Source organism: Xanthomonas sp. CFBP 8151, from assembly GCF_011761885.1.
Classification (GTDB): Bacteria; Pseudomonadota; Gammaproteobacteria; order Xanthomonadales; family Xanthomonadaceae; genus Xanthomonas; species Xanthomonas arboricola_B.
Window position 1 is genome coordinate 693,881 of sequence record NZ_JAASQZ010000002.1, and the last position, 23,620, is coordinate 717,500.

Genomic DNA, 23,620 nt, shown 5'->3' on the forward strand with positions numbered 1-23,620 from the left:
TCAAGGCCCATCGCCAGTACAGCGGCTGCAGCAGGCAGCCCACACATCACCAGTGCTTGGACACCGACACGCTCACGAAGCGGCCAATCGCCGAATAGTTGGTGGAGTCGTACGGCGCCACGTACAGTGGCGAGGTCACCCAATACAACGGCGGATCGCGATCGAAGACGTTGTCCACCGACGCGCCGAACTCCAGCCCGGCCCACGCACCGCGGCGTGTGCCGGTGGCGTAGCGCAACGCGATATCGAATGTGGTGAATGACGCCGACTCCACCCCATCGGCGCGGTTGCGCACCCCGCCGCGGTAGTTGCCGAACAGCGAGGCAGTGAGCCCGCCCTGCTTCCACACCGCACCCACGCGGCTGCTCAGCTTGGGCGGGTTGAACAGCGTGCCGGCCAGATCGAACGCCGGTTGCGTGGGCAATGTCTGCTGCGTGCTGTCCAGCCAGCTCGCCGAGCCGCGCAGGGTCAGCGTGCCGCGCGCCAACGCCACCTGGTAGCTACCGCTCAGGTCCAGACCCTCGATGTCCTGCTGCGCCACGTTGGCGTACTGCGTGTAGATGATTGCCGCCACCCGGCTCGGGTCGTAGGCGACGCCGGCAAAGTTGGAGAACCGGCTGGCGAGCGCGATCACATCGGCCTGCGCCTGCGGCGTCGGCGTGCGGTCCACGAAGGGCGCGTAGATCGGGTTGCGCAAGGCCTGGCTGGCATTGGTGATCGGCTGCAGCACACGGTTGCTGTAGTCCACCCCGAACCAGGTCAGCTCCGCCTCCAGGCCATCCAGCGCCTCGGGGTGCCAGGCCAGCGAGACCGAGCGGGTGATGGCGCGCTCCGGCTGCAGATCCTGGTTGCCGCCATCGGCCACCAGCACCGTCGTGCCGGCAGGAAAGCCCACCCCGCCGAACGCGCCCGGCTGGAACAGCCACACCTCCTGCGCGTAGTTGCGCTCGAACAGCGTCGGCGCCTTGAACGACTTGCCCCACGAGGCCTTGAGCGTCACATCGCTGCCAGGCGCATACAGCACACCGAACTTGGGCGTTGTCACCCCGCCGAAGCTGCTGTAGTCCTCCCCGCGTACCGCCGCTGTCAGCGTCAGCCGCTGCACACCAGGCACGCCCTGCGCCGGGCCCACCACCGGCAGGTTCAGCTCCGCATAGGCGAAGCGCGCGCTTTCGCTGCCGTCGATCGTCTCCACGCCACTGACGTGGTCGACGTTACGGAACGTGTTGCTGCGATACCCCACCCCGGTGGCCAGGCGCGCATCGCCTGCCGGCAGCGCGAACAGCGGCCCCTCGGCGCCCAGCTCGTAACTGCGGCTGTCGTTGCAGTAGCACAGGTCGGTCACGCTCACCGCACCGCTGGCCAGCGCCGTTTCCTGGCGGTATTGATCGTGCTTGCTGTTGCCGTCGGTGGCGCCCAATGTCAGCGTCCAGTCGTTGGGCAACCACAGCGCAAGGCTTGGCGACAGCAGCAGGCTGGTGGTGGTCGGAGTGACCCGGCTGTTGCGGCCACTGACAGCGTAGAAGTGCAGTTGGTCGCGTTCAGTGCGTAACGCATCCAGGCGCAATTCGGCGTTGTCGCCCAGCGCCTGGTAGGCACTCAGCAGCCCGCTGCGCAGGTCGCTGCCCGGATACAGCGTGGACGGGTCCACCAGCTGTGCGGTGTAACCACGCTGATGGCTGTAGATGGGGTCAGCGGACACGTCCTGATAGGTCGCGATCACCCCACCACTGCGCCAGGTGGTGCCTGCAGTAACGTTATATTGCCGCGAGGTGAGCCCGCCTTGCGTGGCCCGCCCGAAGCGCGTGCCAACGCTCACCCCGTCGTAGTCGCGCTTGAGGATCACATTACCGACGCCACCCACCGCGTCCGACCCATAGATTGCCGACGCACCGTCGGCCACGATCTCCAGCCGCTCCACTGCCTCCACCGGGATCGCGCTGAGGTCCACCGCCTGGGTGAATCCGCCATAGGCCAGCCGGCGCCCATTGAGCAGGGTGAGCGTGGCATCGGCGCCCAGCCCGCGCAGGTTGAGGCTCGCGCCGCCGGTCATGTTCTGGTTCGCATTGCCGGCCCCGGCCAGATTGCCGCTCAGCACGCCCGGGTTCTGCCCGCCGGAAAAGTTCTGCGGCACGCTGCGGATTACCTCGCCCAGATCGCTGAAATCCTCTTCCTGGATACGCGCCGCGCTGATCGAAATCACCGGCGACGGAACGGCACCGCCCTTGATGCGCGTGCCGGTGACTTCGATGGACTCCAACTCGGTCGTGGCGGTTGGCGCCGGCGGGCCCGCCGCAACCGCAGCCTCCGGCGAGCCGGGCCTGGGCGGCTCGCCGGCGTCCGGTGCTACGGCTGCCGGCGTTTTCTGCGCCGCTGCCGGAGGTTGCGTCGCCACCTGCGCTGTCGCGGCCTGTGCCCCCACCGCACCTGCCGCCCCGCTCGCCGCGGCTAGCAGGGCGAGGGAAATGGCGTTGCGTAACGTGCGTGTCTTCATGCTGCATCCTTTGGCTTGCCTGGGTTGGCCCGCCGGCGGCGCACGCCGGGGCGACCCGGCGCGCATCGTCAGCTGAGCAAGATCGGTCCTGCACCCGACTGCTGAAACACGGGCACCGCAACGCGGCAGGCAGTGACCAGTATCGCTAACTGTTTGATTTTCTGGCAACCATCGCGCACGCAAAGTGGCTCGGTACCCATCCGGGCCCGACACGTCATCGCTGTGTCCGCAGTTGCCCTGCTCCTACCCCCTGCTACGCGTCCGACGCGCTACACCCGCATCGCCACCACCCGTGCGCGCCTTGCCGTGGCCACGTGCACAAGCGCATCACCGCGCTGCGCATCGACGTGACCTGCAGGGGTTTGCACGCCTTGCGTGGCCGTGCGTTGCTGCGCCCCAAGGTTGTGCAGCGACACCAGCGAGACAACCGCCAATCCAGTCTGCTGCGTGCATGATCCAAACCGGCACTGCTCCCCGATACTGCCCGTCGTGCTTGCATGTGCATCCTTCGCGTCCTGGGCGCGGCACCATCGCCATTGCGTCCCCCGACAACAAGTGACGTTGCACAAGCGCAATGCCCTACCAACGATGTCTGCAACATGCAGGCAGCGCTGCAACAGCGCGCACATCCAACGGTCTATGCAACACGAAGTGCGGAGTGCGGAGTGCGCGCTACTGCCTCAGCAGGTGATGCACCGCATAGCCAATTGCGGCAACCAGCATCGCTGCCAGCACCAGCCAGGGCCAGCGACGCCGCCGGCCAGAGCGCGACGTCAGCAGTTCCAGATCGCGTGCAGTAGCGGCCTGCAACTCGGCATCATCCAGCACCGCCGACGCGTGTTCGTCCACGTCGAGCAACTGCTGGTAGGCCACACAGTGGCGCGGATCGGCAGCCAGCCATGCCTCACGCGCAGCGCGCTCTGCAGCAGTCTCGCTGCCGCGTCGAACGAGATAGGCGGCCGCCTGCGCGTGGATGCGCCCGGACTCTGCACGCATGGCTGGTCACTCCCGACGGGCCGTCTGCCTGCGCCCTCGTACACGATGCTACCAGCATCTTCCGGCGGCGCCAGCCAGCAGCCTTGCAGCCCGGTTACTGCGGCAATTTCCCCACGGCCGCACGGCACGCCAGTAGCGCACGGCTGATGTGCTTCTCCACCATCTTGGTGGAAATCCCCATCGTCGCGGCGATCTGCGGATAGGTGAGCCCGTCGAACCGGCTGAGCTTGAACGCAAGCCGGCACTTCGGCGGCAGTTCGAGCAAGGTGCGCTTGAGCAGCACATCGAGCGTCTGGCGCGCATCGGCGATCTCGTCCACGCCGGCCTCGTCGGCCCTGATCGGCGCCACCTGATCCAGCGACACGTGCTGCGCCGCCAGCCGCCGCTGACGCGAGCGCCGCAGCTCGATCACCAGATTGTGCGCGATGCGATACATCAGCAGCCGGCGGTCGCCGATGTTGGGCGCATCGCGGTACACCATCATCCGCGAGAAGGTCTCCTGCGCCAGGTCTGCAGCGGTTTCGGCATCGCGCGTACGGCGGCGCAGGTACACCAACAGCTCAGGATGCAGTGCGGCCAGTGCCTGGTCGAACTCGGCACGCAGGCGCTCCCTGTCCCCGAGCGACAGCTGGCCGCGCGCCGCAGGCGGCCCGTCACGCGAGCTCATCGTGATCGCCGCGCCTTCGGCCAAGTGCCGCTGCCCACCAACTTCCCCACGCATCTTGCGACACGACGCACCAGCGCAACGCGCGCGCAAGGGCCGTGCAAGTGGATCTGAACATGAGCAGTGCAGCCAAAAGAGGGAGAGTGGGTGGTGGGCACCGCACCCCGAACCGCAGCCCCACCTCTTCCTCTATGACGGCAAGCGATGCTAACCCCCTACGTTTTGCGCGTTAGTCAGCCTGGGGCATGACCACCACGCGCTCGACACTAGATCGCTGCACGCGCAGCGGAGCGCGGCATCGCCCGGTTGCCACGCTTTTCCCGCGCACTCTATGCAAACAGCGAGGCGGCACGCTTTAGCAGTTGCAGATAACGGATACGCCGCTTGCTACGAAGCGTGCACTAGACCAATGCGTGTGCTCACCTCACGAATGCGCATGCGTCTCTGCAATGTCGACCACTACTCAGCTTCTATGTGCCGCCTTTTGAAACTCGACGGGCCCGTGAGCGCCCGGATACTTCTTCTTGATCAAGATGCGATCGGACGGCGTGACGCAGCTGTCCTCCAGTGAATTGACCACATACGCCTCATCCATCCTGCAGACAACCTGACTGCACCGGTTGAATCAAGTCTTGCTGATGGTGATGTAACTCACGTGCAGCTGGTCTTCGGTTAGACCAATGACAACTCGCGTCGTACCGACCTGCAGCAGCCTGTAAGCCCTGGAGCCGGGCGCATCTGGGTGAGGCGGATACGGGAGGGCATCTGCCCAGGCCGCATCATCGAAAAGAACGCGGGACGGCCAGACCTCTATCACCAGAGTTGTTCGTGATCGATCTTCTTGCGCACCCCGCAGCTCGATATTACGCACGGCGATGCCTGCCAACAGACCATTGCTACCGCCGCGTACAGCCACCCCATCTCGTGACTGGATGGGGCCGAGTTTTGTCGTCAGTAAAGAATCAAGCGCCGCAATATCCTTGAAGTCCGTGATGAGCAAGCGGTCTATGTCTCGCCTAAGTCGCCTCATTACATCAGGCGCTTCCGGCTGCGCTCTGCTTCCGGATGCTACAACAGCCTGCTGAAAGACCGGAGTGCCGGAAACAGGCGCCGCAAGAATCAGACAGACCGCCATCGACACTAACAGGCTCACCGCGCATCCCCTACCGCATGCGGCGCCGCTCGCCGGGTCAGTCACATGCGCCGAGAAAAAGATCATGTCCCCGTCCTCCGTTCTGGATGCACCCACAACCCTAGCCGCCCGAGAAGAGCATCGCAGAACATCGGATCTGTATCCTTCACACCATCCGGTGCTGCGGGGCGATCGATTGCTCGCGCTGCTGCTCCTGCTGCTGGGAGTGCTGCTGACGCTGCGTCTCGCCCAAAGCCTGGAGCTGCGCGAGAGACTGCTCAACCGGCTGTGCAATCGCGTCGTTGGTCTTCATGTGCGCCATCTTGTGAGCGGGGTCGTTCAACGCGCCTTCCACAACGAAGACGTTCTCACCCTGTCGCACGGACTTGGTGTTCTCGCTCAGCACAACGTGATCGATCCGCGCCAGCCCGCTTTCCTTGGCTAGATATGCGCTGCTTGCTGCAAGGCGGGCGCTGTTGTCGTCGTATTCCCTGCCGAGGCCTCGCTCAAGGCGACGAACGGCATCCTCGGCCTGGCGATGAAGTGGATCATGCGCCTGTGGATGCGCGGCTACTGCACTGACCTCGCCCGGGGGCACCTGATTACCGGGTAGATGCGCCTCTCCGATCACTTTCTGCCACCAGAGCTGATCGGGCTTAGGATTACTGCGCTCCCTGTTCAACTCACTGTTAGGCAAGGGGGCATGGATGCTCTTGATCTCGTCGACATTCCCTACCGGCTTGAGCGCGCCTTCAAAGTCCTTGTCGACCCCCTGTCTGGTCGTACGATGCAGTCCCGCATGGTTCAGCGCACCCCACGTGAAGTCGATGCAGCTGTTGGAAGCGCCACCGTACTCCATATTGAACCCATGTTTCGCAGGCGACTTGCCGAAGTCTTTTAGCTTCTCGTACTGCGACTGATCGATTTCCATCGTGCGCGAGTAATAAGGATCTTTATAGTTCCTGACGTCATCCTTGAATACCTTTCCCGGCCCGCTAGACTCGCCGTGCTCTGCGGGAGCAAACCCATAGCTATTAACTTCCTTGCCGTCGCTTACTGTGTAGTACATGTGGCCGGCCATGGAGTTGCCGCCGGTGATCAAGAGTGGGGTGCCCGCCGCAGCGACGTAGACGGTGACAGTGTAGCGTTTGTCGTGATCATCCATGTCTCGCCAACCTTATTTTGCTTTGTGAGTGTAAGCAATCAACAGCTGAGCGTTCTCATCTAGCAATGCCCGCCGGTTCTGATCAATACGCAATCGGAGACGATAGCGACCAGCCTGGAGGGAAGTACTGTAGGCAAACGCGAGCTCCTCGGAGACCGTGCCGGTCGGGGGTAGCCCAGCGCGTGCCATTGTCGCGACATCTGCATTTAGCGCGAACAACCCCTTTGCAATGCCGTCTGCGGCGATGGCAACAGGCAACTCTTGTTCTCTTCCGACACGCTGACTGCGCTGCAGCTCCACCGGAACCGCCCCGGCCTGCTCGATACGTTCCAGATGCACGACTGCAATGATATCGGCACGCACCAGACGGTCGGCGGCATCCGCTACCGTGCCCATGTCATTTCCCGTCAATAGAACGCCGATGAAAATTGGTGGGTTCGCGTCCTCCGGCTGGGCAGGTACGTCGAACTCAAGCACCATGTTTTCTCCGTCGTGCGAAAGCAAGCTTCGCGTCAATGGCACTGTGGTTTGCATATCTGACTGCTCCTTTGCAATGGAGGTATTTGCGGGGGGCGATTGCATGCTGCAGCCTATGATCAGACCGATGATCGATGCCGCAACGGCAAAGCGCATTCGACCGCTTGTAATAAGCACCGTATCTCTCCTGTGAGTGTGATGCTGGATCTGAGGTTCAAGACAAATCCGCGTCCAGGACCATGGGCCATCTTAGCTGCATCTTCTGCGGTCACTATGCAACGTCGTATCGCTTACTCACCCCGCATGGCCAACTGCACTTACGGCGGCGGGCAGGCGTGTGGGCGGCCGAGACTTACCTTATTCTGTTGACCCTCAGCGCGTCATTGACGGACCGGCCTGGGTAACAGCTTGCTGCGACTGCTCCAGCGCCTGCTGCTGTTCGCGTGCCTGGGCCTGAGTCTGGTTAATTGCCTGCACGCGATCGAACGACTGGCTCTCTGGTGACTGCACGGCGTCCACCGTCGGCATGTGCGCGCGCTGGTGTGCCGGGTCGTTGAGGGCGCCCTGGACGACAAAGACCTTCTCGCCGCCGGCCAGCTGACCTGTTGGGTTGTTGAGCACAACATGATCCACCCGCGACAACCCTTCCTCTTTTGCCAGCGCAAGCAGGCTGGCAGTCATGCGCTGACTTGCCCCGTCCCACTCTTTGCCGTGCTGGGCGTCGAGCTGCATCACACCACTTTTGATCTGCTGATATAGCGCGTGGTCTGGGTGGCCTGGCTGTGAGGGCGCCTGCGCTGGGGGACGTGGCGATTGTGGGTCGCGCTCTCGCAGCTCCTGCTCCAGCGCTTGGGCAGAAATCGGCGAGACGTGCAGGTGAGTGTCCTTGCTGTGCTGGAAGAGCCCAGGGGTTGGCGGCTGCGTACTACTGTCCAGGTATGGCATGGGGCGGGTGTCGCTGCCCAGGTCAATGCCGTTGTGCTCCAAAATTTCTTCATTGAATCCCAGGCGCTGCATGTCCAGGATCATTGGCTGCTCCGGCTCGCCGGGCTTTGACTTGTTGTAGTGTCGCTCGTAGATGGCGGCTGTGCCGACCACCCACGGACCGTAATGGTTGACGTAGTCGGACTGGCCCGCATGACCGATACGGGTGTCCTTGACCGACTTGTCGAAGTAATTCACTCCCATTGCCTCGACATTACCCGCCGTGGGCGACAACGTCAGGTCGCTATTGAACGCCAGGTTTGCCTTGGGCGTATAGATGCTTGGATAACCGCTGCGCGTGACGAAATCTCTGGCCCGACCATCCGCAAACAGGTACACATCTTCAAGCGTAGGATTAGGGTTACGACTCTTGACCGCGCTCACGATAGCGTTCCATCCGGCTATTTCGGCCGTTGCTTCGTCCGCACGGTTACTGGCAAGCACCTTCTCGCCAGCAGCAGTGTAATCGTGCGTGCTACGGGCGATTTTTATTGCCTCTGTTTTGAACTGTTCCCGCGCAAGCGCAGCAGTGGGACTGTAAAGGCTATGCTGAATTTCATGTCCCAAGACGAAAGTCAAATCGCCTGCTGCTGCATGCTTGCCGTTGGCATCATTCACCAGCGCTGCAAGCGGCAGGTGAATTTCCTGATCGCGTGGATCATAGGTGCCTCCCGCATGCGGATCGTTTAACGGCGCGAAGCCTTTCAGCAGCTTTTTCTGCACCGCCTCGTTGATCTGGCGGGTCAACTCGGGCGAATCGTTCAGGACCCGATTGAAGTTGTCCAGATGCTCACGTGTGACACCTGGTTGCTGACCGAATGACGCCACCACGGCACTTGCTTCTTGGCTCAACATGTCCGCTCCTTGGACTAGCGAATTTGAACCCACTCGATGCACTGATGAGTGGTGCGCGCTAAAGGTTCGTCAGCCTCGCCACGCGGGAAGAGCTCTACGCGCATCCCTGGGCGTTGAAAGATATCGCTCATCCATCGCCCATCTTCGACAAGATTGCGTTGTCGCGAGAAACCCATTTTTTCGAGGTGCGCCGCAAATGCCTCGAAGTCGATCTGGCAGATATCCGACATAGACGGAGACGCTTCTGGCGGATTAGGCAGGAACAGGAACTCGAACCATGCACCCTTTATTTCGGTTTTGTTGACACCAAACCCGTAGTTCCAGTCTCGGGTCAGCACTCCGCTGGCACCGAACCGCCCGGAACCATCACCGCGGTGCTGTACCGACTGGCCCATTGCTCGAGACACATGATCGGCAGTGAACGATTCAATACTGGTGCTTGTGCGAATCAGCTCCAGTACCCGCTCCAATGCTTCCTGCGCGGTACGTGGTCCACCTTTGGAAGGATCTGCAGGTACGTGATCGGCTGAGGAACTCATGGCAGATGTCTCCGTGACGGTTGCCGGTGCTGGGGTGGCCGCCGTGTGGGCGCATGCGCCCAGAGCGAGGGTGGCGAGCAAGGCGTAGAGGGGGCGCGCGATCATGAAGCGTCCGTTGTGCGCTGGTGTGGCTGCGACGCTAGTGGCATCCGGCACCGAGGTCAATCGCAAGGGGTCTGGCAGCCGCACCATCATCACCGCACGCTGCGCGCCTTGGCCGGCACCTCCACCGGCGGCAACACCTCCATCAGCAACTGCCCTTCGCTCGCGGTGATGCGCAGCTTGGTGCCGATGGCAAAGCCCAGTTGTTCCAGCCATAGGCCGCTGAGGCGGACGTGGGGTACGTGCTGGTCGCCGGCGTGGTCGTGGGCGCCGGGGTAATGGGTGTAGCTGACGGTGCATTGGCGCGGGCGGCGGGCGCGGCGGGGTGCGCGTAGCGTGCCGGGGCCTTGCGGGGAGGCGTCCGGGTCGGGCGGCAGCATCGGTGGCAGCTTGGTGCGGTCGGGTTCCACAACAACCCACTGCACCCGCTTAGGCGGCGTGGGACGCGCACGCGTGCGGGTGGGCCGTGCGCTGGCAGATGCCGTGGGTGGGCGGCGGCGTGTCATGGCGCCTCCGGGTGGTGGCGGGTGATGGTTGCAGCGACGCGCTGCTGCAACGCCACGGCCCTGCGTGCGAACCGGTCACGCGAGTTGTGCGGCAACACAGCGAGCTGGCGACTTAGCAGATACGCCGGATGGTCGCTCGCCTGCTCAACAGCCGCGCGTGCGACGAGCCGGCACAGCACATCGCCCACATCCCACCGCAGGCGGTGAGCGGAAGCTGGCAGCAGATCAACCGGCACAGATGCCGGCATGGATGGTGCGGTAGACATGGCAACGCCCTCCTGGAACAACCCAAGAACCGCCGCCAACGGCGACGGGATGTCGGGAGGTTCGAAACCGCACACAGCCGGCGGGCGTATTCCCCTTGCGGGTGTTGTATTAGCCGCCCTCCCGACGCAGGCATGGCGTCGGCTTGTACCTGCAGGATGCAGGCACAAAAAACCCACCGGTTTGACGGAGGTGGGTACCGCTGTGTGAGGAGTTTCGACGCTCCTTAAGTTGGAGATTGCAACGCACCGATCGCGATGTCAACTGTCGCCATCTGTTCTTAAAAGGCAGATCCAAAAGGCACGGACGCACAGCCTGTGTGCTCAGATATTTAAGATCACAGACCCGCTACGCACCGGGCGCACTAAGAGAAAATTTTTCGTACTGTCCCAACGTTTCCACCTGGCCGTATAGATCAGACACCTCTAATCTTGCCGTATCACTCAACGATGGCAGGCGTCATGGAAAGTAGCGGCGTAGCACCGGTCGTGCCCTTGACTTTCAAGGCATTAGAAGAGCGCCTCAGCGCGCTACCGGAGTTTCCAGCAGATACCGCCAGCCCAAGCCGCCTCGTGCGCGGCGCAGGCATCGTCATGGCGTTGGCAATCGCTTCGACGCTGATTGCATCATTCCTCAGCTTCACGAGTGTTCCGCCTCAGTTGCTAGTAAAGGTAGCAACCGCCGGCCTCCGGGTTGCATTAGTAGCATTGGGCGTCCTGATGCTGCTCGGCATCTACGGGATCGCGAGTGATCTGCGTCGATGGACATTAGATCAAGCAATGCGCACTGATCATCAGCTAGAGCAATTTATGCAGGAGGTGACTTGGCTGCAAGGGTATCCGGCGGCAACCTTGCAAATCATGCTGGATCACGCGCGCTACAGCCATACACGCCGTGCGGGCCGCATTGCGCTATTGGCTGGAAGCATCGACAAGCTAGGCCTTCTGCCGGTTGCGGCGTCGCTCTTTCTAGTTCTGCGCGCTGGTGGCAATCCTTTAGCAATGTCTCCATTGACAGCAATGGTGGGGATTTTCCTGCTGTTCTTCTGGATGATCTGCTGGGTTGCCACATCGGCTAGGGGTAAGCTGCAGACCTATGAGTATTTGCTCGACATGGCGCTAAAGGGCAAAGAGAGGGGCGTAATAGTAGCTGACGCATAGATTGGAGTCAGGCATGGCCAGGTTAGCTCGCCGCTGTAACTTCAGAGTTCCGCGAGCCCGTGGGGGCATACTTGCAACCGATCTCCACATGGATAACCATGCGTTTGATTGCGGTGGAGCTGTCAAATCATGCAAACGAATCCTCACGCCAACCTTTGTGCTCTAGCATTGCTAACAGCTGCTAGTCTCTTCTTCGTATCAGGGTGCTCTGCCATGCAGCAAGACTCACGGCCCGGCTTCAATACTCAACAGTCTGCCGCGAAAGCAAGGCAGCAGCTTCAAGCCGCCAACCCGGTAGGCTCGCCCATTACGGCCGCGCAGAAAAACCTTGAGGATCTAGGATTTCACTGCCAAGCGCTGAACTCTCCTGGCGCAGGTTACAAAGCGTCAATGATGTGCACGCTTTCCCCTGTCGTGAAAGAAGCGCAGCCATCGGTGACAGCGCCAGCTGTGCCGGTTACCTGGATGGTGGGCTTTCATTCTGCTGACGGAATCTACTTGAGCAAACTGGTAGTGAATCGAGCTCCGCAAGATATTGAGGAATAAGTCATGGATGAGCAGAAGAAGGCAACAATTTTGGTGGGGGCAAGCGAGGTTGCTGGTGACCGCCGCCATCTTTACCTGCTCTTTCAGAAATCCGACGGCAGCCAGACGGTAGTACGTGGGGGACCCGACACTAGAGCCGAGGGAAATGACTTGGCAAACTTTGCCGAGAGCACAGTTCTTGGCTCGGAGAAGTTTGGGCACATTCGAGTTGAAGCAGCCCCTTACATTGCCCCTTATGAAATTGGGTACCGGCTCAAACAAGACGGCAACTACGAGCCAGTACCTTTGAACCAGTTGGATCCTTCCGAGCCGGCTCTTGCGAGGGATGCCAAGGGCAACATCGTGAAAGCGACAGTCACCGCACCAGACTGGCCCGCACCGGGCGAGCGCCACGAGCGCATCGTTGCCTGGAGCGGTTCTGACCAGGAGTTATCCACAAAACTTGAGTCTGCCCTGAAGGCTGGGGATCAGATCAATCACGCACAACTGGAATATTCTCCGCTGTACAACAACAGCAACGGTGTTGTCAGCAACTTGCTGAAGTCCAGCGGCGTTCAACCTGTTCTGCCGAAGAACGCACAAGGTGAGACAGTCAACGCCCCGGATTTCGGGGAAGACCTTTATCAAGACGTCGGCGCGGCATCGGTACGCAGCGGATACAGGTTTGACGGCAAGCAGTGGTTCGATGCGGACGATCGTAAAATCGCGCCTCCTACGAGTGGGCAGCCATTGGTACCACAGGATCCGGCCGCGCCGTCGCGTGGATCATCGGATGGTTTCAAGCTCAGCGCGCAGGCTCCATCGCCTAGCGATCCCATGTTTGCTCAAATCCAGGATGGCGTACATCGGATCGATCATTCGCTGAATCGTGCTCCCGATGCGGCAAGTGACCGTATGACCTGGAGCCTGTATGCCCTTGCCAAAGAGCAGGGACTGGAACGTGTAGACAGCGTAGTGCTTGGCCAAGCAGGCACCCGGGCAGCCGCCGGCGAGTACGTTTTTCTGGTCCAGGGAGATCCCTCCACCTCCGTGTACCACCGCGAGCAAATGCGCACGGCAGATGCGGTGGAGAGTTCGGTTGAGCAAAGCCAAGCGCGCGTACAGTCTGCCGAACACACACGTGCACTCGCGATGAGTGCTGAAACTCAGGAACAGAGTCAAAAGCAAGATGCACCAAGGTTGCAAGTCTGATTGACCCAGTCATAGCAGCCTTTCGACCAGCCAAGCAGAGACAACACGTAAGTATTCAGACACTTGGCAGTAGCTCGCTTCCGGCGTTTGAGGTTAGCTTTTGGCTTGCCGAGATGGCAGGTGCTAACGCTTCTAGACGGATCCCAAACCTTGGCATGAACTTAGATATGAAAATTAGGCTCATTTTTGGGACAGCATTCCTTTCGCTATCAATCTCGACTGCTTCTGCAGAAGTAAGTATGCGCTCTGATTATAGAAAGAGCGACGTGCAGCCGGTCAAAGTTGCAAGGGTGGGATCCAACTCGCTCCAAATCACCTATCACATGCCGGCGGAAAGCCAATTCTATTCTCCCGGCGTTGATTTTTTAAGTGACCGCGGCGTCTTGCGCATTGCTATCCGCAGATGTGGCATTAGTGCTAGGTGCGATGCGATGGCGAAAGCTGTCATACCACCAGCTGAGCTTTGGATGCCGAAAGTCACCGTGCCCTATGCGGGCGAAGAGGTCTTGCTGATTTACGTGGATATAGAAGAAAAATTTGCACCTTAGTTTTAAAGTCTGTTCTAGTGGTTCAGGTCAACCTGACCGCGTTAGTCTTGGTAATAAAATGCGTGACCGCAACATTCAGTCGATCATGCAGCTACCTATCTCACTATTCACTCAAACCGCCAGCGTTTTTTTCTGCACGGCCCAATGGGAGCGTTCACTCCATGGAAATCCTCTACTCGGGTACGGACAAGATACTTTGCGACTCGCTCACTTTGATGCTCACTGAATCTCGAATCGAGTACGAGACTAACAGGCGCTTTTACAGAGTGCAGATAAATGACGGCGATGAAGTGCATCAGGTTTTGGTTCAGTGCAATGATTGGGACAGTGCAGCCCGACAGCTCGACATGCTTACCAGGAGGACGCAACACAACGAGGCACCCGCGTCAGCGAACCCTGGATCGCGTCGCCAGTACGCCGCAGTGATCATGATTGCTCTTGGAATCTCTGCCGGCCTTGCCGCTACAAAGCTACTCCATAGCGACCCCAACCCTTGCCTGTTCCTACCGCAGCCCCCTGCTCCCAGCCGATAAGCAACTGGCAGGGCGTGTCGTCTACCCCGGTAACGCAGCGATCAATGTATCGGACGCGACTCAAGAGTGCGAACAGGTGAACCTTCCCCTTTTATTAGCGCGAGCCATGGCTGATCGTATCCTCCCCCAACTGCATGCGCCCAGCGCAAAGCAGTTGGCCAACCTGTACGCACGACGGATGTAGGTCGAACTGGCATTTCTTGATCTGAAGTCCAATCGCTACGGCTAAGCGATGGAAGACAGCCTGACCCGACGCGGTGAGCGGCTGCAGATCCTGTTGTTGCTCAATACGCTGGCCACCTTCGCCAGTTGGCTGGCAGGACTGGGCTGCGAAGCCACTGGCATCGCACACTGGCTGTCGCCCCGCGACAGCTAGCGCAAGCTCTACTCGACACTGCATTAGGGCGCGAGGCGTTGGTCAGACGTTGGCCGATGGAACCTGTCTCACGCTGGCTAGAACGCTTGCGCACACTGCCCGACCGCAGTGCGTGAGCAGATGACGCTGGTGCCGTAAAAACATGGGAACACCTAATAGCCTGACCCCGTTATTTGCACAGTTCCATGCCAGCCTCCGCCAGCGCGCGGATTTCCCATCTGCGATCCGTGATACAGCGGGAATGCGGAATGACTTGAATTGTGGACTCTCCGCTAACTCTTAGCAGAACTTGCTTAAGCACCTAAATGTGCAGGCCCAGAATCGCCTCCGCGACGCGTCGGGAACCTGCGACGGGGTTATCGAAGCTGATCGTCGCAGGAAGTTCTACGCGGAAGGTGAGCGATTGGGCGTCAACATGCTGGTGGGCGACGACGTCATCGCGCCGCAGGACCTCGACGGCCGGGTCTGCCATGTCGTAACCGCGGATAAAGGTCAAGGCGAACGGGGTCGTGAACGGCGCCTCGTTAGCCATCCTGGGGTGCTCGTATCCGATGCCCGACTCCGAGCCGTACATGGCTACGCGCATGAGAAACTCGTCGACCGAGCCGCTTGCTCCGGTCGCGGTGAGTCGCTCAACGATGCTCTCCACCAGGGAGGGGATCGACAACGCAGGCACGTTGGGATCTGTCTGGCTCAGGCCGATGCTTATGAGAAGCAGGCGCGCTTCCCCGAGGGTGTCATCAGTGGCAGGGGCAGGCTCGATCTGGTGAACGCCATGGATGGCGTGACTTGAGGTGGCTCGAGTAGTGGTCTTTATCTCTACGCCCGTGCCCTCCCAAGTGAAGTCCCTTGCAGAGCGGCGCCAGCCATCCCAAGCCTCGATGACCTGCCCGGCGTTGAGATTGTCTGCGCGGCGGCAGACGGCGTCGAGAAGGAGCAGTTCACCTAGAAGTCCGAGGATGGCGTTCTCGGAGATCTCCAAGCGTTTGATGGCGAGTTCGATCAGAGGCTCGGTGACGGCAAAAGCGCGCCCCAAATTGACGTCAGCTCTCTCGCGCAGCAGTTCAGCGGCAATGAATGCACCGACCTGGTCGAAGTGCCCCAGAGCGGGAAGAAGGATGCGGTTGGCCCTCAGCGGCGGCAGGGTGTCTCGGTGCCACGAGTGGTGGTGAATCGCAGACTTCACGGTGCTCGTCTGGGGCTTCAACTGGTCGCCTGCAAGGAAAAGTTCCAAGTGACCGCGACTGTTTCGAGCGAGACCGACCACCTTCGCGTCCGTCAACCAGGTGATGGCTCGGTCATCTCCGATGGCGCCAGCCGGAATGGCGCTAATCTGATCGAGAACTGCTTCGTAGCTGATCATGGAAGTCTCTTCGTAACGGTGGCCGCCCCAGCACGGGTAGCTGAGAACTGCTCAGGTCCTCCCGCAGGGAGGCAGAGTCCAACTGCGACCGTGGGGTGCAAGTCGCTCGGATGTTGATTGACGTAGAAGAGGATCTGACCGTCGGCGCCGCTGGGTCGCCACGCCGTATTGCTGCTCGATGGCACGGATGCGCGACGATGGTGGTAGTAGTCGAAGTAGACGTCACCGCGATACTCGCTCTGGCCGGCGCTTGGGTCGCTAGCTCCCCAAGTTGTCTTAAGTTCGCCTCCGACCACCCTCTTTGTGGTGGCGTGGATGTTGAACGGAAGCAGTGCCAGCGGACCGCTGGACACGACAGCACCATCTCCGTAGCGAATGCCGACCCAGAACCGTGGTTGCTCAGTTGTCTTGCGATCGAGGTCGGCGTAGGACCACAGATCACCGGGGTGGCCAGTGACAAAGAGTCCTGTGATTGAGCGAGTGAGGCTGGCCGACCAGAGTCGAAGATAGGCGGCGATGGCATAGGGGCAGGCACGCCGGGTCGGGTCCCCTGCTCCGTGCCTCACGGGCGGGCGGTAGAACGGCGGATCCGAGATGGGGGTAATTGCGTGTGCTCGGGCTTCAACTCGGCTCCAGAAGTCCGCGTGGAAGCCCTCATTCCCGGGTTGGTAGTCTGCGAAAGTGAGACGATCCAAAAGCTCGGCGGCCTCGGTAAGTTTGAGTGGCACATCCAGTATTCGGCCTCGCAGCACGTTGGCTACAGAGAGATCGCTGGACGACCGTGCGAAGAGTTCCGCCACGACGTCTGCATTGGGATCCGCCTGCTGGCTGTTATTGATAACTGTGACGAAAGGGCGAGCCCCTGGTGACAGGGGAAGGTTACCGACACCCGCGATCTTGCCGGTGGCCTCGAAGTTGAGGCCCTGTAGAACCGTCGGTTCGGGCGCGCCGCCCATCATGCGCTCAGTGATGGCCGTGCGAACCGCTTCGTCGACATCATGATAGGCGCGGAAGAGGGTGAATTGGTCGCTGGAGGCGAAGACGCGGCACAACTCAATATAAGACCCACGGTAGCCGAACCAGCGCTGCATCTGCATCTGAGTGTCGGCTAGCGGGTTAGCCGATGAACGCTGAAACAACGCTGTGGTCATTCCTTCCAGCGTCAGTCCGCGCGCCATGACGTTTCCTGAGACAAAGATAGTGCTGACGTCGCGCGCGGCACTCCACTTGCCGCTTTCTGGGTCCCGGCTGGGGGTGTAAGCAGGGCGCTCGTCAGCGTTAGGGTCGCTATTGACCACGGCGACTCTAGTCCCTGGGATCACCTCACAGATGAGCAGGGCTTCGACGGTCTGCCAATCCGGGAAGGTCTTCGGCGTAAGGACTTTGAACTCGTTCTCGATTGCTCCGGCGGAGGCAATGTACTTGTCGAGCCACTGCGCCCACGGGGTAGGGTCCGCCTGCAGGTCGTTCACCAAAGTGTCGGGGAGCCTGGCGTCGCCGGCGTCAAGCAGTTTCCGAGCAGTCGTCCGGTCTTGGATCCCTGCCCAGAGCAAGACGTCCTCGGCGCCCTGAAAGTGATCTAAGATAGCCGCTGAAGGGTGGTAGAGCATCGAGTGCGGCGGAGCCACGTCGGCAAGGGCTTCTTCTTCGGTGTCGAACTGACCTTTGATGGCGGACGCCGGACCTAGCTTGCCGGAGCGATACAAGCGGATGGCGCCCGCCACCAGGAAGGCCCGGACGGCGTCGGCGAGGTCCTGTTGCGCGGAACTGGTCGTGGGCACGCACAGGCCGGCCGCCTCCGCACGGCGGTAGAAGACCTCACCGCCGGTGTAGTAAGAACGGATTCCAACGATCTCAGGGTAAGTCGATGAGCGAGGGGCGTTGAGGTTGCCAAGGTCGGTCATGTCCACTGGATGGCCGACGTCGAGCGGAGTACGAAGAGAGATCATGAAGTCGCGCGGCGCTAGGGGATTGTGGTCCTCCTGAAGCAGGTTGGCCTGGGGTGTCGCCGTGTAAGCGATGTAGGTTGAGAATAGGTTTCCAGGTGACCCCTGGGGCGGGTCCCAGAGGTTGGCGATCGCACGCGGGATCTGCTTCAACCTACCGTAGATGGGATCTTGCGAGGACTCAACAATGGCATCGAGGATCGAGCCGTCATCAGCCTCATCGTCAAGCACGAGCATGTGAGCTGTGCGACCAAGCTCCTTCACTGCGCCGAAGACGCTTGTGCGGAGGCTTGCTGCCAAGGCGTGCAGATGATCGGTTTGCTTCATCGCCACAATGATCAGCGGCTTGCCCTGACTCAAACGTTGCCGAACCTGAGCCGGTGGCAAGCGATAGGTGGTTGTCAGCGGGTATGTCTGCTCTGACAGTGCGACGCTAGGGGGTGGGCACAGGAGGCGACGCTTGATCTTCTGTGCGTTCTCCTCCCCCGAGTCCAACTGCTGCAACAGTCTCTCGTAGGTCTGGCGCCATAAGGAGAGACGGGTCCCAGCGAGCACGACGATGATGTCAAGGCCGTAGTCGATGGCCAGTGCTGAAACACCCAGCATAGAAGCTGTCTTGCCAGACTGGACCGAACCCATGACAAGTCCAGTGCGCGACCGGCTAGAGGACCATTCTTCGGGCTTCGCCGTGTCGGCCGCCAGTATTCCGCGCTGGAGAATGTATCGAGAGTCTGCTTCAACAGAGGCACGCGCCGTGTCTGTCAGGCCGGTGAGTTGGGCCTTGTAGCGGGCCCACCACGACTCCGGCCGCAGGGAGGCAGGCGGACTGAAGTAGACATGCTCGACGAGTGGGGTGCTTTCCGGCACAGCTCTCAACTCTTCTGCTTGATGCGCATCCGCTGCAGCGAGGCGTACCCGGAAGCACCGAACTGCTGACGCACTGCCTCATCGGCTTGAACAGGATCGATGCCGAAAAGTTCGAGAAGACTCTTGCTGATCCTGGCGATGTAGTCCCACTGGGTTTTTGTCTGCGTCTTGTTAGGGCGCTCCCAGTCCGCGGATTCCTCGCTCGCCGTTCGGACAGCATCACCATTCGCCTCGATGCGATCCTCGATGTCGTCCGGCGACGCCGCCAAGGCCATGGTCATGCCCACGAGGGAACCTACGAGCTGGAGTTCCTGCCACTTGACGCCCTTTCCACCGTCCATGAATTTCTCGGACCACAACTCATTGTGCGATGAGTGGAGTTCGACAGCGCGTAGCAGCAGCGAGAACAGCTTGGTCAACGTCAAGGGCTGGGATAGTGGGTGGGACCGGCTCTTCTGAATCGCAATCAGCAACTGGTCGATGTTGCGACTAGTCGATGCCAGGTCTCTTCCGGCGGTGTCGTGCAACAGCACCGAGATGACCCACGCGAGAACCTTGGTGCGCTTGTAGCGCGTGTCGCCGAAGCCATAGTTCTTCAGCGCCTCGCCGAGACGGCCAAGATCGGGGATACCGGCCAACGACTCGGCGATTTTGGCGACATCAGTGTTCGGGTCGGCGTCACCGGCGGCAGCAAGAGTCGCGCGGGTGAGTTCGACCTCGTGGTAGACCGCGTTACGGATCTCTTCCGCATTCAGGTGAACGCCTTGCTTGTTGTAGAGGCGAAAAACCTCATGGATCTGGGCTTGACTGGCCTGGGTGTATTCGATGACGGGAATGGTGTACTCCACGACGTCCTCGAACAACGCATCGACGGTGAGTTGCTGACCAGCGACGTTGATCTCCCGGGCCTTAATTTGCGTGTAGTACTTCCCGCGGAGAGGCTCAAGGTAGGAACCAACCAGTCCGCCGTCTCCGGTCGTGCGTAACTTGAACGGGAAGTAGTATTCGTTTTCCTGTGTGGAATTAAGTGCGTACCCCTCCAGCGCTTTCCACGCCCGACGGAAGGCCGGATAGTCGTCGTTAAACAGATCCGTCAAATTTCTGCCACCGTGGTCATCTAGGCGTCCTTGCTCGTTGAACCTTTTTCCACTGTGCCGAGCAGTGACTTCCGCAACCTTCTGCTTGGCGACGGGGTGCTTTCCCACGAACCGGAGGATGGCTGTGAGCCTCTGCTTGCCGTCGACGACCTCGTGCGGAGTGGAAGAGCCGGTTCGCAGCAGAATGATGGATGGCAAGGGGACGCCACGGAGAATGGACTCCATTAGGGACTGCCGGTCGCCGCTGCCCCAGACGTCACCTCGCTGGTAGGACGGCGTTAGGTTGGGCGCCTTTTTGGTGAGTTGGAAGATCGGCCAGACTGCGGCCTTCGCCGTGACCGGCTCTGGGCTCACCGCTTCCTCGCTCGCGTCGATCTCGGCCCACGCGTCAGCCCAAGACTGGGTGGCCGTCGCACGGCTGGTGCCTTTGGCCTCAAGTTCATCGAGAAAATTGATCTGCAGCCGACTCGCGATGTCCACGCGCTCGTTTAAACGCTCCAGCGTGCGAAGGCTCAGAGGCGGGTAGACGGCTCCCGGAGCAAGAAGATCGGTGGGATCAAGTTTGAGTTCAGCGATGAGTGCTCGAAGGAAGGGTTCACCGCCCGTGAGCGGGAGGTCACCGCTGAAGCTCAGCCATCCTTGAATCTCAGCCAATTGGTTCATCCATGTATCGGAAGCAAAGTCGACGTCCCCACTGCTGAACATCGAAGATATTGGCGCAACGCCGTCGGGCACGTCTGAAGCCTCCGAGAGAGTCGCAAATCCGTCGGCGAGGCTCTCCAGCATCTGGACCCGCGGGTCCTCCTCTTCGAAGTCGTCTTCGTGTTCGATGTGATCGGTCACGCAGTAGCTCCCAACGGTTCGGGGTCAGGGGTGATGCTTGAGGTGGGCCCGATGAGCCCGTTCAACAATCGCTCCGCGATCTCTTTTACGACGCGGGCGTTAACTGCGTTACCCAGGGCTTTGTACGACTCGAGGTCGGACGCGGGTAAATGAATGTCGCCGAGACACTGAAGTTCAGCACACTCGGCTGGGGTCATGTAGCGACGTTCACCGGTCAGATTGGCACCGAGGATGGGCACCTGGGTCTGTGTAAAGGCAATGAGACTTGGGGAGGTAGTAGGACGCTTGATCCGCACCCCAGACGCGCGCATCTGTAGCACGAAGTTGTCGATGTCGCGGTCTTCGCCCTGTGCATTCCACTCCATCTTCTGGAAGCTGGAGTCGAGGTCTTGAGGGCTCCATCGTGCGAGCCAAGGGTCGATCCAGGAACGATTGGCCTGGTAGAACTCACGGTTCTGCCTAATGAAAGTCCGTTTCCAGGTCGGAAACTGGTAGTCGCCTGGTCGGTTGGCATGGCTCGGTATCCTCGCGACCTGTTCGTCGATCGTGCACTCGAGGGAGTGTCCGAAGCTGCCCTTGAAGCCCATTTGGCGCAGACCCCACACAGGTCTGCGGACCCAAACCCCTGACGGAGTTTCGTGCTCGTAGGGGTAGGTCGCCCCGAACTCCATCGCCCAGATCGGGAAGGAAGGCAGCTTTAGCGCAGCCGGCGAGCGGCGCAGGAAGTCACCCCACATGTCAATGGCTCGTAGCGTCTTTTCCGGGATGGCGCGGCTGGAAGGTACATCGTGGCGCAATACCCGGTGGATCTCGGTCGGGTCCTTGTGCTTCGCTGGCCACTCGAAATGATCGAGCCCCTCAAGCGAACCAACAAAGTAGGCGCGGTCCCGCACCTGTGGGATGCCGAACTCGTGAGGCGAGAAGTGGTCTACATCGACGGAGTAGCCAAGCTCTTCCAGCATGCGAATGATCGTGGCTTTGGTACGGCCGCCGTCATGCTTGAGAATGTTGGGCACGTTCTCCAAGATGAAGTGACGCGGTCGCTTGACTCGCAGGATGTCGTGCACCTTGAAAAAAAGATTGCCTTGACTTGTGTCCTTGAAACCCAGTTGGTCTCCTGCTTTCGAGAACGGCTGGCAGGGAAAACCCGCAGTAAGGACGTGATGATCAGGCACGTTACGGGCGATAATCTCGTCGCTGTTGAGGTCGTTAAGGTCACCCCAAGCGTCGATGCCGAAGTTCACCTTGTAAAGAGCGTTCAACGTAGGCTCCCACTCAGCTGCGAATACGCCACGTCCCTCCAATTCATCAAGGGCAACGTGGAAGCCACCTAGCCCAGCGAAGAGGTCAACAAAACGGAAGGCCTCACTACTTGTTCCCATGCTCCGGTCCCGTCTTTTCCCTGCCTGATCAGGCGAAATTGCTAGTGGCTTTTTAGCCTTGGAATTGTGTCAACTCCCACCGGAAAAGTCAGCAGCGGGCGCAAAACCGGAGCCCAAGCATACTCCCGATGCTCTGAAGCCCAACTGCCTGATGTCCAAGATGGATGTTACGCGACGCCTCAAGTTTCTCGAATCGTTCGCGTGTGCGCACCCCCGTTTGCTCATAAATGAACTCTGCCCCGCTTTTCGCACCCAAATGGCTGGACCGGCTGTGAACACCGCTAAAGCCATTCTCGATTAGATGATCTTGGCGGCATGAAAACAAGGGAGAATCTTAGAACCTGCCCCCCCCCCGTTTGCTGGGCTTAAAATGATAAGCGTCCGAACATGGCACTCGGCGGCAGCACGCCGATACAGAAGCTCGCATTGACAGCGCAGTTTCACCACTAAAAACGAGGGGCTACGCAAGGCCACCTGTGCTGGCCGCCCCCCCCCCTTTTGGTGACGCCACCGGGACTACATCACCCGCATCTTTTGCGCCCTCTCCCGCCCCCCGCTTCGCCGCAAACCAGACCTTGTAAGCATCAGGATCGTAAAAGGAGATCGACTCCACCTCTTTCAGCACAATGACCTTGATCCAGTCTTCAATGACGACCTTTCGCCCACCCACTCCCTTAGCGATCAGCGCCTGAAGCTGCTCGCGATGTCTCTCATGCGGCCGTCGCATCCGCCTGACAAATTTCTTCCCCTCCGGGGTGTTGGTCAATTGCGCAAGGCTCGGCTCCTGGAGACGTTTCTCGATCAGCGCCAGCTGCTTCTCAACCGAATACAGGCGTTGCCGGGCTTCCCAGAGTTCGATTACTGGGTACTCGGTGCGGTGATCCCCCATCCTAAGGTCATCCTTATCGCGCCACGTCGAGAAGGAGGGGAGCAACTCAATGCAAGTGCGGTCATCGTCTAGGTCGAACGGAATCTCGAACACCCTGCCGCAGTAAATCTTGCGGGACTTCAATGTGAACATGACCAGTTTCTGCTCATCCATCGCGCGAGTAAGGATCTGCGCCATTGACCCCGCGTCTTTCTGCGTCAGGCGGTTATAGACGCGTGTTGCGCGGCTGCGAACTTTGGTGTCGTCCAACCCCGATGACGATGCTGCAACATGCCCAACGCGCCAGTGCCATATGGTCACATAGGCCCGCGCGTACAGACTTTCTTTTGCTTCACCCGCCTTGTAGAGCGCCAATGAGGCCTTACCTCTGACGAGCCAGACGGAGATGTAGTTGAGCGCCTTGGCCAACATATAGGAGGCCAGTAGAGTCGCCAGCAGTCGGCTGGCGTGGGTGACCGGAATTGCGCTGTTGATCGCCTCAGCAATAAGTAGCACAGGATTACCCGGCCCCAGGCGCGGACGCAGAAGACCAAGCGTCAGAAAGACCACGGCTCCGATCACCAAGCCGGACGCAGCTGCCATGAATAGCAGCTTCTGCCCTTCCGCTTTCTTGCTGTAATAACGAACTGGGTGAAAGACCAGATTGAACAGATAGCCGCTGATCAGCAGTGCCATCAACACTATCGCCGAGCTTCCTGCTC

19 protein-coding genes and 1 pseudogene are annotated in these 23,620 nt (G+C 60.2%); 5 read left to right on the plus strand and 15 right to left on the minus strand.

The window, feature by feature from the left end:
• Positions 1-46: 46 nt before the first annotated feature.
• From FHT08_RS10895 to FHT08_RS10940, 10 genes are all read right to left on the minus strand, one after another.
• Positions 47-2,494 (minus strand): TonB-dependent receptor, encoded by a 2,448-nt coding sequence (locus FHT08_RS10895; protein ID WP_166775084.1) that lies wholly within the window; start codon positions 2,492-2,494, stop codon positions 47-49.
• A 672-nt stretch (positions 2,495-3,166) separates the two neighbouring features.
• Positions 3,167-3,490: a DUF4880 domain-containing protein gene (locus tag FHT08_RS10900; protein ID WP_166775085.1), complete on the minus strand. Its 324-nt coding sequence runs from the start codon at positions 3,488-3,490 to the stop codon at positions 3,167-3,169.
• Positions 3,491-3,584: 94 nt separating this feature from the next.
• A complete protein-coding gene (locus tag FHT08_RS10905; RefSeq protein ID WP_243849010.1) occupies positions 3,585-4,157 on the minus strand; it encodes an RNA polymerase sigma factor in 573 nt (190 codons plus the stop codon).
• 622 nt (positions 4,158-4,779) lie between these two features.
• A complete protein-coding gene (locus tag FHT08_RS10910; RefSeq protein ID WP_166775086.1) occupies positions 4,780-5,373 on the minus strand; it encodes a hypothetical protein in 594 nt (197 codons plus the stop codon).
• Positions 5,374-5,452: 79 nt separating this feature from the next.
• On the minus strand, positions 5,453-6,355 hold the full coding sequence (locus tag FHT08_RS10915; RefSeq protein ID WP_166775458.1) for an XVIPCD domain-containing protein: 903 nt from the start codon (positions 6,353-6,355) through the stop codon (positions 5,453-5,455).
• Between the two features lie 108 nt (positions 6,356-6,463).
• Entirely contained in the window at positions 6,464-7,084 is a 621-nt protein-coding gene (locus FHT08_RS10920; protein WP_102583400.1) for a hypothetical protein, read from the minus strand.
• Positions 7,085-7,300: 216 nt separating this feature from the next.
• Positions 7,301-8,767, minus strand: a complete 1,467-nt coding sequence (locus FHT08_RS10925) for an XVIPCD domain-containing protein (RefSeq protein ID WP_208408964.1) — start codon at positions 8,765-8,767, stop codon at positions 7,301-7,303.
• 14 nt (positions 8,768-8,781) lie between these two features.
• Positions 8,782-9,411 (minus strand): hypothetical protein, encoded by a 630-nt coding sequence (locus tag FHT08_RS20000; protein ID WP_104533316.1) that lies wholly within the window; start codon positions 9,409-9,411, stop codon positions 8,782-8,784.
• Between the two features lie 89 nt (positions 9,412-9,500).
• Positions 9,501-9,914, minus strand: a complete 414-nt coding sequence (locus FHT08_RS10935) for a SymE family type I addiction module toxin (RefSeq protein ID WP_102583346.1) — start codon at positions 9,912-9,914, stop codon at positions 9,501-9,503.
• Complete coding sequence (locus tag FHT08_RS10940) at positions 9,911-10,180, minus strand: hypothetical protein (protein ID WP_243849011.1); 270 nt, start codon at positions 10,178-10,180, stop codon at positions 9,911-9,913. The genes FHT08_RS10935 and FHT08_RS10940 overlap by 4 nt, the downstream gene beginning before the upstream one ends.
• Positions 10,181-10,639: 459 nt before the next feature.
• On the opposite strand from FHT08_RS10940, the gene FHT08_RS10945 reads away from it, so the two are divergent.
• The 5 genes and pseudogenes from FHT08_RS10945 to FHT08_RS10965 form a co-directional block, all read left to right on the plus strand.
• The gene (locus FHT08_RS10945) at positions 10,640-11,338 is read left to right on the plus strand and encodes a hypothetical protein (protein WP_243849012.1); all 699 of its coding nucleotides are present in this window, start codon (positions 10,640-10,642) and stop codon (positions 11,336-11,338) included.
• Positions 11,339-11,551: 213 nt separating this feature from the next.
• Positions 11,552-11,884, plus strand: a complete 333-nt coding sequence (locus FHT08_RS10950) for a hypothetical protein (protein WP_243849013.1) — start codon at positions 11,552-11,554, stop codon at positions 11,882-11,884.
• Positions 11,885-11,887: 3 nt separating this feature from the next.
• Positions 11,888-13,075 (plus strand): XVIPCD domain-containing protein, encoded by a 1,188-nt coding sequence (locus FHT08_RS10955; protein WP_166775090.1) that lies wholly within the window; start codon positions 11,888-11,890, stop codon positions 13,073-13,075.
• Between the two features lie 155 nt (positions 13,076-13,230).
• Complete coding sequence (locus FHT08_RS10960; protein ID WP_243849014.1) at positions 13,231-13,623, plus strand: hypothetical protein; 393 nt, start codon at positions 13,231-13,233, stop codon at positions 13,621-13,623.
• A gap of 631 nt (positions 13,624-14,254) precedes the next feature.
• Positions 14,255-14,670 (plus strand): annotated as a pseudogene (locus tag FHT08_RS10965) (transposase); the annotation flags it as partial.
• A 163-nt stretch (positions 14,671-14,833) separates the two neighbouring features.
• On the opposite strand, the gene FHT08_RS10970 reads toward FHT08_RS10965, so the two are convergent.
• The 5 genes from FHT08_RS10970 to FHT08_RS10990 form a co-directional block, all read right to left on the minus strand.
• The gene (locus FHT08_RS10970; protein ID WP_166775091.1) at positions 14,834-15,895 is read right to left on the minus strand and encodes a PD-(D/E)XK motif protein; all 1,062 of its coding nucleotides are present in this window, start codon (positions 15,893-15,895) and stop codon (positions 14,834-14,836) included.
• A complete protein-coding gene (locus FHT08_RS10975) occupies positions 15,892-18,480 on the minus strand; it encodes a Z1 domain-containing protein (RefSeq protein WP_208408965.1) in 2,589 nt (862 codons plus the stop codon). The genes FHT08_RS10970 and FHT08_RS10975 overlap by 4 nt, the downstream gene beginning before the upstream one ends.
• A gap of 233 nt (positions 18,481-18,713) precedes the next feature.
• On the minus strand, positions 18,714-20,648 hold the full coding sequence (locus FHT08_RS10980; protein ID WP_166775093.1) for a DUF262 domain-containing protein: 1,935 nt from the start codon (positions 20,646-20,648) through the stop codon (positions 18,714-18,716).
• Positions 20,645-22,030 (minus strand): DNA (cytosine-5-)-methyltransferase, encoded by a 1,386-nt coding sequence (dcm, locus tag FHT08_RS10985; RefSeq protein WP_166775094.1) that lies wholly within the window; start codon positions 22,028-22,030, stop codon positions 20,645-20,647. The genes FHT08_RS10980 and dcm overlap by 4 nt, the downstream gene beginning before the upstream one ends.
• A 460-nt stretch (positions 22,031-22,490) precedes the next feature.
• Complete coding sequence (locus FHT08_RS10990; protein ID WP_166775095.1) at positions 22,491-23,594, minus strand: hypothetical protein; 1,104 nt, start codon at positions 23,592-23,594, stop codon at positions 22,491-22,493.
• Positions 23,595-23,620: the final 26 nt, after the last annotated feature.